The sequence below is a fragment of the Lichenihabitans sp. Uapishka_5 genome, from assembly GCF_033947565.1.
Classification (GTDB): domain Bacteria; phylum Pseudomonadota; class Alphaproteobacteria; order Rhizobiales; family Beijerinckiaceae; genus Lichenihabitans.
Window position 1 is genome coordinate 1 of the sequence record NZ_JARPVX010000118.1, and the last position, 8407, is coordinate 8407.

Below are 8407 nucleotides of genomic sequence, written 5' to 3' on the forward strand. Positions count from 1 at the left end.
CGGCGGCCGACACCGTGAAGCGCGTCGCCCAGGAACTCGGCGGCAAGTCGCCCAACATCGTTCTGCCCGACGCTGAATTCACCGTGGCGGTGCGTTTGGGCGTCGAGGCGTGCCTTGGCAACTCGGGCCAGTCCTGCGACGCGCCCACCCGCATGCTGGTGCCGGCCGACCGGCACGACGAGGTCCTGGCGATCGCCCGCGCCGCAGCCGAAGCGCAACGGGTCGGTCCTCCGCAGGACAAAGCGACCGTGCTCGGTCCCGTGATCAGCCAGGCGCAGTTCGACAAAATCCAGCGCCTGATCGAGACCGGCATCGCCGAGGGTGCCACGCTGGTGACCGGTGGTCCGGGCCGCCCCGAGCACCTCACCCGCGGCTATTACGTGCGCCCGACCGTGTTCGGCCACGTTCGGCCGGAGATGACGATTGCCCGCGAGGAGATCTTCGGCCCCGTCCTGTCGATCCTGTCCTACCGCGACGAGGAGGAGGCGATCGCGATGGCCAACGACACGGTTTATGGCCTAGCGGCCTACGTGCAGTCGACGGACCTGGCCCACGCGCGGCGCGTGGCAGCGCGTCTCCAGGCCGGACAGGTGCAGATCAACTATCCCGACTGGGACACCCACGCCCCGTTCGGCGGCTACAAGCAGTCCGGCAACGGACGCGAATACGCCGATTTCGGCATCCACGACTTTCTCGAGGTCAAGGGGATCGTTGGCTACGGCGCCTGACCAGACACTCTTCTGGGATGCCTCGGCCATGTGCAGCCCGACGGTTGGCGACCATGCGCGCGCCTCCGTTGCCGGACCGTCGATACGGCTCCAATCGAAAGGTGCCTTCCGGGTCTGGAGCCTGTGCTGGTCCTCAGGTCGGAGCCCGATGCGGTGACCCACTCGTCGACAAGCCTCGCATGCTGGCGCGTGCCCATGTGCGTGGAATGGTCGATCCGGCTCGGGAAGACGAAGTCATCCAGCGTTCCACCCCGGCGTTCCGGCCAAGCCAAGATGCTGGCCCGCGTCGGGTCGAGCAACTCGAATTAAACGGGCCGTCCCGCAGCCGCGCAGCTTGTTGTCGATCGCGAGATCGAACATGGCCTGGTCGCGAAGCCTACCTTCGCGATCAAGCCAGAAGCGAACGGCCCAGACCTGCTGCGACTTGAGCGCCCGCTTGTGGCTGGGGCCTCGCAACGCTGCTCGGCTTCGAGCAGTTCGGCCTGCCGACCGTGGTGTTCGGCCTCGCCATGGCCTATTCGGGCGCCGGCCTCTACGCCTGGCGCAAGTGGGAAGATCGTCGCCGGCGCGGGTTGGTGCTGCTCTTCGGGCTCGCCGAACGCCGCTTCTCCGCCGCGCGCCGTTGATCCCATGCACCCATCCGACCTCCCGCCCGACCACCTGTCCGCCTTGGTGGCGCTCCGGCGCGACCTCCACGCCCACCCGGAGATCGGCCTCACCGAGGTCCGGACCGCGGAGATCGTGGCGCGCGAACTCGCGAGCCTCGGCTACGCGGTCGATCGCGGCCTCGCCGCGACGGGGGTCGTGGGCACGCTCCGCAAGGGGTCGGGCCGCCGCGCCGTCGGGCTCAGGGCGGACATGGACGCCTTGCCGATCGCCGAGGAGACGAACCTGCCCTATGCCAGCCGGACCGCGGGCGTCATGCACGCCTGCGGCCATGACGGGCATACGGCGACGCTGCTGGGCGCAGCCAAGCTGCTGGCCGAGCGCTGCGCCTTCGACGGCACCGTGCACCTGATCTTCCAACCGGCGGAGGAGAACGTTGGCGGGGCCAGGATCATGGTCGAGGAAGGGCTGTTCCGGCGCTTTCCCTACGACGCGGTCTACGCCCTCCATAACGAACCTGGCCGGCCGCTCGGCCAGTTCGCGCTGCGCGACGGCCCCATCATGGCGGCCGTCGACGAGGCGACGGTCACGGTGCAGGGCCTCGGCGGCCACGGGGCCGAGCCGCAGGACACCCGCGATTCGATCGTGGCCGGCGCCAGCATCGTCATGGCGCTGCAGACCGTCGTGTCGCGCACCGTGCATCCGATGGACCCGATTGTGCTGACCGTGGGGGCCTTCAACGGCGGGTCCGCCAGCAACGTGATCCCGGACCGCGTGGCCCTGGTGCTCGGCATGCGCTCCTTCGACCCGGCCGTGCGGGACCTGCTCGAACGGCGCATCCGCGACCTCGTCACGGCCCAGGCGGCGAGCTACGGCTGCACGGCGGTGGTCGACTACCAGCGCAGCTACGACGCCACCGTCAACCACCCGGTCGAGACCGAGACCGTCCGCCGGGTCGCGCGGCGCTTCGCCGGCCCCGACCAGGTGGTCGAGATGGCGCGGCCCTCGATGGGCAGCGAGGATTTCGCCTATATGCTGAAGGTGGTGCCGGGCAGTTACTTCTTCCTGGGCGCCGGCATGGTGGGCAAGCCGCTCCACCACCCTGGCTTCGATTTCAACGACGCGCTGCTGCCGATCGGGGCGACCTTCTGGGCCAGCCTCGTGGCCGAGGAACTGCGCGCCGCCTGAGGCGCCGCGCTGCTTCAGCCGAAGCGCGCGGCCCGGAACGGCGCCAGCATCGGGTGCGGCGCTCCCGTCACGATCTCCTCGGCCAGCAACTCGCCGGCGATGAGGCCGAGCGTGGCGCCGCTGTGGCTGAAGGCGACATGGTAGCCGGCGATGCCCGCGACCGCGCCGAACACCGGCTCGCCGTCCAAGGGGATCGGCTTCGGGCCGACGCCATAGCGCGCCAGCCGCAATGCCGGGTTGCCGGCCAGCACCTTGGAGGCCTCGGCCAGCAGCCCGTCGAGCGTGCTCTGCCGGACCTCGTGGCTGCCGTCCGGGCGGGTGACGACCTCCTCCTCCGACCATGCCGAATCGAGCACGAGCGTGCCGCGCGGGGTCGGGCGCATCGCCACGCGCGGTGTGTTCAGCACGGCGCGCAGCTGGGTTTCGACCGGCTCCGTCTCGAGCAGCAGCGAGACCGGCGTCGCATCCGGGATGGTGATGCCATTCCCGGCCACCAGCTTCGGGGTGGCGGGCCCGGCCGCCACCAGCACGGCGTCGGCCTCGAAGCGGCCCGCCTCGGCGGCGACCACGCCCGTGACGCGGCCGTTCGCGGTTTCGACGCGGGCGGGCCCGGCCTCCGCGACCATGTGGCCGCCATGGGCTTCGAAGGCGGGCAGGAGATGCCGGATCAGGGACGGAAGGTCCACCCAGCCCTCCCCCGGGTTGAAGATCGCGCCGGGGGACGTGACGGTGCGCGGATCGACGCCGGGCGTCGCGGCGGCGATCTCGTCGGCCTGGAGCCATGTGGAGTCGTAGCCGAGGCTGCGCTCATAGGCGTAGGCGGCCGCGATCTCGTTGGTTCCGTCCTCGGCATCCCAGGTGAGGCCGCCGTCGAAGCGCAGCCACGGCAGGCCGGGGTGACGGGCCGCAAGGGTGCGGTAGCGGTCGATGCCGGCCATGCGGAGGTGATGGTAGGGAAGCGACCGCCTGCGCGAGGAGTTGAGCCAGGACAGCGAGCGCCCCGACGCGCCCGCCGCGAAGCTGCCCTCGGTGACCAGCGTCACGTCGGCGCCTCGGCGCGCCAGTTGCAGCGCGGACGACACGCCGAAGATGCCGCCGCCGATGACGACGACGCGGAGGGCGGGGGATTGGGTTGGCATCGGGATGACCTTGCTGGAAACGGGTGGTGGAGCGGGACGGCTCAGGGGCGCTCCCAGCCGCCCGACCGGGCGGCCCGGAAGAAGGCGTCGATGACCCGCATGTTGGCGACGGCATCGTCCAGGCCCCAGGCGAGCGGCGCCTCGCGCAGGATGGCCCGGGACACGGCGTCGCCCTGAAGGGTGTACTGATCCGCCAGGGGCACGGTGATGACCTCTCGGCCGCCACCCGTCAGGTCGCGGCCGTCGTCGACCGCGATGCGGCCGGGCAGGTCGTTCGGCGCGTTGAACGGGATGGCGATCTCGATCCGGCCCTTCGTGCCGAGGATCTCGACCCGCTGGCACGGCACGAGCTGCGTTCCGCAGACGAAGCCGAGCGTCCGGCCGTCCCCGAAAGCCGCGAGGCCGCTCACCATACGGTCGGTGCCGAGCATGGGGTCGATGTCGAACAGGCCGGCGACGCGCTCGGGTTCCCCGCCGAAGATGGTGCGTGCCGTGGCGATGGCGTAGCAGCCGATGTCGTAGAGGCCGCCGCCGCCGATACCGGCCTGGTTGCGGATGTTGGACGGATCGGTGAGGTGGTAGGCGAAGACCGTCTGGATCGCGCGCGCCGCGCCGATGCGCCCGCTGTCGACGATCTCCTTGGCGATCCGCCATTGCGGGTGGTGGCGCACCATGAAGGCCTCGGCCACGACCTTGCCCGTGCGGGTCGCCGCGGCCGCGAGGGTCTCGGCCTCGGCGGCCGTGAGCGCCACCGGCTTCTCGCACAGGACGTGCTTGCCCGCCTCGAGCGCCTTCAGGCTCCAGGGGACGTGCAGGTGGTTGGGCAGCGGGTTGTAGACGGCCTCGATCGCCGGATCGGCCAGAAGGTCCTCATAGCTGCCGTAGGCGCGCTCGATGCCAAGCGCCGCCGCGGCGGCCTGTGCCTTGTCGAGGCCGCGGGACGCGATGGCGGCGATATGCGAGAGCTCGCCCTTCTGCATCGCCGGGATGACGTGGTTGGTGCCGATCTGGGCCGTGCTGAGCACGCCCCACTGAACCTTGCGCATGGCGCTCCTCCGTTACGTTGCTGCGGCAGGGCCGCTCAAAGCACCTCTGACAGGAAGCGCTTCAGGCGCGGGCTTTGCGGCGCCCCGAAGATCGCCTCCGGCGGCCCGACCTCGACCACGGTGCCCTCGTCCATGAACACCACCTGGTCGGCGACGCGGCGGGCGAAGTTCATCTCGTGCGTCACCACGACCATGGTCATGCCGCTGCGACCGAGCTCGGCCATCAGGGTCAGCACGCCCTTGACCAGTTCGGGATCGAGCGCGCTCGTCACCTCATCGAACAACATCAGCGCGGGCTCGAGCGCCAGGGCGCGGGCGATGGCGACGCGCTGCTGCTGGCCGCCCGACAGGTTGATGGGGCGGTGATCCATCCGGTTGGCGAGCCCGACTTCGGCGAGCCGCCGCGCCGCGATCGCGCGGGCCCGGACGCCGCCGATCCCCTTCACCTTGCGCAGGGCGAGCATGACGTTGCCGAGCGCGGTGTGGTCGGGGAAGAGGTTGAATTGCTGGAACACCATGCCGACCCGGCGGCGCAGCCGGTCGGGCTTGATGCGCAGCACGCTTGTCCCGTCGAGGCGGATATCGCCGCCCTGCGGCTCGGCCAAGCGGTTGAGGCAGCGCAGCAGGGTCGACTTGCCGGAGCCGGACGGCCCGATGATGCATGTGATGCTGCCGGCCGCGACCGAAAGGTCGACGCCGCGCAGCACGGGATATTGCCCATAAGCCATGTCGAGCCCGACGACGTCGAGCCGCGCGCCCTTCTGCCGGGCCGCTGCGGCGGCAGCGTCGCCGGAAGCCGCCACCGCCGCGACTTCGCCCACCTCGGCGAGGCCGCTCACCGGCGCGGCGAGACGGCGGCCGGTGCGCAAGCGGCGGTCGATGGCGTTCACAAGATGGGTGAGCGGTACCGTGATCAGCAGGTAGAAGAGCCCGGCCAGCATGAGCGGCGACAGGTTGCCCGCCACCACGGCCTGATCCTGCCCGACCCGGAACAACTCGCGCTCGGAGGCCAGGAGACCGAGGAAATAAACGAGGCTCGAGTCCTTGATGTTGCCGATGAACTGGTTGACGAGCGCCGGCAGGACCCGGCGCACGCCCTGCGGGATCACGATGAGCCGCATGCCCTTCGGGTAGGTCATGCCGAGCGCGCGGGCGGCCTCGAGCTGGCCGCGCTCGACGCTTTGGATGCCCGAGCGGAAGATCTCGCCGATATAGGCCCCGGCGATGAGGCTGAGCGCCAGGATGCCGAGCGGATAGGGCGACGGGCCGAAGATCTGCCGTCCGAGCCGGGCGAAGCCCTGCCCGATCAGCAGGATGGTGACGATGGCGGGCAGGCCCCGGAATACATCCGTATAGATCCGGGCCGGCACCCGGATCCAGGCCGTGCGGGCGATGCCCATCAGGGCCAGGACCAGGCCGATCGCGATGCCGAGGGCGGTGGATGCGACCGCCAGGACGAGCGTGTTCTTCAGCCCGACCCGGATCATGTTCGGCAGAACCGCCGCCATGGCGGGCCAGTCGAAGAAACTGCGGCTGATGATCTCGAAGAAGCCCATGATGCCCTGTCGCGGAAACGGCGCTGCGGCCCGGCGCGACCGGCTTACTTCGGCAGGTAGTCCGCCGGCATCGGGGAGCCGGGGAACCACTTGGCGTAGAGGGCCTTCCAGGTGCCGTCCTGCATGGCCTCATGCAGGCCCTTGTTCAGCGCCGCCCGGAAGGCGACGTTGCCCTTGCGGACCGCGAAGCCGGCCGGCGCGTCGAAGGAAGGGATGTTGATGGCGAGCGTCAGGCCCTTGTATTGATCGCCATATTGCTTGGCGGCCTCGTAATCGAGGAAATGCGCGTCGATCGAGCCGCTGTTCAGGGCCGAGACGCCGGCGTTGTTATCGGGGAAATCGACGATGTCGGCTTTGATGAAGTGTTCGCGGGCGTAGGTTTCCTGCAGCGTGCCCTGCACGACGCCGAGCCGCTTGCCCGCGAGGTCGTCGACCCCCTTGATGCCCGGTTCGGCGCTCAACACGGTAAGGTAACCGGCCAGGTAGCCGTCGCTGAAATCCACCACCTTCTTGCGGGGCTCCGTGATGCCGATGGCCGCCACGGCGGTGTCGAAGCGGCCATTGGCGACCGAAGGCAGGAGCGCCGAGAAGTCCTGGCCCGTGAAGGTCACGTGATCCTTGTCGAACCCCATGCGGCGGGCGACGTCGCGGAATAGCTCGATGTCGAAGCCGTCGAACTGGCCGTTCGCGTCCGTGAAGGTGTAGGGCTTCGAGTCGCCGACGGTTCCCACGCTGATCGTGCCCGGCTCGACGAGATCATAGGGATTTCCCGCCGGTGCTGCCTCGGCGGGTGCGACCGCCATCAACGCCGCGCCAAGAACCGACACCAACGCCAAACGGCGGCTGCACCTGTGGAACATGATCGATCTCCACGATCACCTGGTCTTGAGACCGGTTTCAACAACTATGGAAACCGGTCTCAGCGCGTTCGTCAAGCACTTGACGCTCATTTGTACGCTGCCTAATCACATGCATGGACAAGCGCCTTCCGGCTCAAAGATCCGTCACCATCACCGATGTGGCGCGTGCCGCTCAGGTGTCCAAAGCCACGGCGGCGCGCGCGCTTGGCGGCTATGGGACCGTCAGCGCCGCGGTGCGGGATCGCGTGCTCGGCGCAGCCCAGCGGCTCGACTATCGTCCCAATGCTCTGGCCCGGACGATGGCGACGGGCCGCTCAGGCACCATCGGCGTCATCGTCGGAGATATCGAGAACCCGTTCTTCGGGCTCGCGGTCCGGGGCATCAGCGACCGCGCGAAGCAGGACGGCTTCGACGTGCTGCTCGCCAATTCGGCGGAGGATCTCGCGACCGAGCAGGCCGCTATGGCGGTCATGTTGTCCAAGGGGGTGGATGGGCTGATCGTCGCCCCGTCGCAGAAGGCCGAGCGGCGCCACCTCGACGAGGTGCTGGCGCGCGGGCGGCCGCTCGTGCTGCTCGACCGCGACGTCCCCGGGATGCCGGTGGACGTCGTCGAGGTGGACGGCCGGTCGGCGGCGCGGCTCGCCACAGAGTTGCTGACGGCGGCCGGGCATCGCCGACTCTGCTATGTGACGGCAAGCCTCGCCCCGGAGAGCGGCGATCCGACGGACGTGGTCCTCACGAGCGTCGGCAACCGCATCTCCGGTTATCTCGAGGCCGCGAAGGCTGCGGCGGTCGAACCCTGCCATGCCGCGATCTGCTTCGGCGCCGTCACGACCCAGGAGGCCCAGGACCTTCTTGTCGCCCTCCTCGGCGGTCCGCAGCGTCCCTCCGCCATCCTGGCGTCAGACAGCAAGATCGCGCTCGAGGTGTTCCGCGCCAGCAAAGCCTGCGGTCTGACGATCCCCGACGACCTTTCCCTCGTGACCTTCGACGATGCGGATTGGACGAGCGCGGTCGACCCCGCCGTCACCGTGATCGCCCAACCGACCTACGCGCTCGGCACGGCGGCTGCGGAGACGCTGATCGGGCGCTTGAACGATGCGGATAGGCCAATCAGGCGCCAACAGCTCAAAGCCTCGCCAATCTGCCGGGCATCGATCAAGCGCGTCGGAGGCCTTGGTTCGAGCGCCGTTCTGGAGCAGGTCTCCGATCACGTTTGATGGCCGCTTTGGTGAAGGGTTACGGACGCCGGTCGGCTCCGGCCGCGCGTCTTGGCTTATGGCC

At 69.5% G+C, this 8407-nt stretch carries 8 protein-coding genes and 1 pseudogene; 4 read left to right on the forward strand and 5 right to left on the reverse strand.

Going from position 1 to position 8407, the window contains the following annotated elements; translation table 11 throughout:
* Positions 1–728: aldehyde dehydrogenase family protein (locus P7D22_RS21300; RefSeq protein ID WP_319936267.1), on the forward strand; the 728-nt coding region annotated here is incomplete at its 5' end.
* 84 nt (positions 729–812) lie between these two features.
* On the opposite strand, the pseudogene P7D22_RS23590 reads toward P7D22_RS21300, so the two are convergent.
* Positions 813–1088, reverse strand: a pseudogene (locus tag P7D22_RS23590) (hypothetical protein); the annotation flags it as partial.
* Between the two features lie 131 nt (positions 1089–1219).
* Between P7D22_RS23590 and P7D22_RS21305 the strand changes: the two are divergent.
* Together P7D22_RS21305 and P7D22_RS21310 are read left to right on the forward strand one after the other, a co-directional pair.
* A complete protein-coding gene (locus P7D22_RS21305; protein WP_319936268.1) occupies positions 1220–1354 on the forward strand; it encodes a hypothetical protein in 135 nt (44 codons plus the stop codon).
* A 4-nt stretch (positions 1355–1358) separates the two neighbouring features.
* Positions 1359–2522, forward strand: a complete 1164-nt coding sequence (locus P7D22_RS21310) for a M20 aminoacylase family protein (RefSeq protein WP_319936269.1) — start codon at positions 1359–1361, stop codon at positions 2520–2522.
* A 14-nt stretch (positions 2523–2536) separates the two neighbouring features.
* Here P7D22_RS21310 and P7D22_RS21315 read toward each other — a convergent pair whose 3' ends face one another.
* Genes P7D22_RS21315 through P7D22_RS21330 form a run of 4 tightly spaced genes read right to left on the reverse strand, consistent with a single transcriptional unit; the run spans position 2537 to position 7123 of the window.
* The gene (locus P7D22_RS21315) at positions 2537–3661 is read right to left on the reverse strand and encodes an NAD(P)/FAD-dependent oxidoreductase (protein ID WP_319936270.1); all 1125 of its coding nucleotides are present in this window, start codon (positions 3659–3661) and stop codon (positions 2537–2539) included.
* Positions 3662–3702: 41 nt separating this feature from the next.
* Entirely contained in the window at positions 3703–4707 is a 1005-nt protein-coding gene (locus P7D22_RS21320) for a Gfo/Idh/MocA family protein (protein WP_319936271.1), read from the reverse strand.
* Positions 4708–4742: 35 nt separating this feature from the next.
* A complete protein-coding gene (locus tag P7D22_RS21325; protein ID WP_319936272.1) occupies positions 4743–6263 on the reverse strand; it encodes an amino acid ABC transporter permease/ATP-binding protein in 1521 nt (506 codons plus the stop codon).
* A 44-nt stretch (positions 6264–6307) separates the two neighbouring features.
* Positions 6308–7123 carry an ABC transporter substrate-binding protein gene (locus P7D22_RS21330; RefSeq protein WP_442916129.1) on the reverse strand — a complete coding sequence of 272 codons (816 nt, stop codon included), beginning with the start codon at positions 7121–7123 and terminating at the stop codon, positions 6308–6310.
* Positions 7124–7236: 113 nt separating this feature from the next.
* Between P7D22_RS21330 and P7D22_RS21335 the strand changes: the two genes are divergently transcribed.
* Positions 7237–8343: a LacI family DNA-binding transcriptional regulator gene (locus P7D22_RS21335; RefSeq protein WP_319936273.1), complete on the forward strand. Its 1107-nt coding sequence runs from the start codon at positions 7237–7239 to the stop codon at positions 8341–8343.
* The last annotated feature ends 64 nt before the right edge of the window (positions 8344–8407 follow it).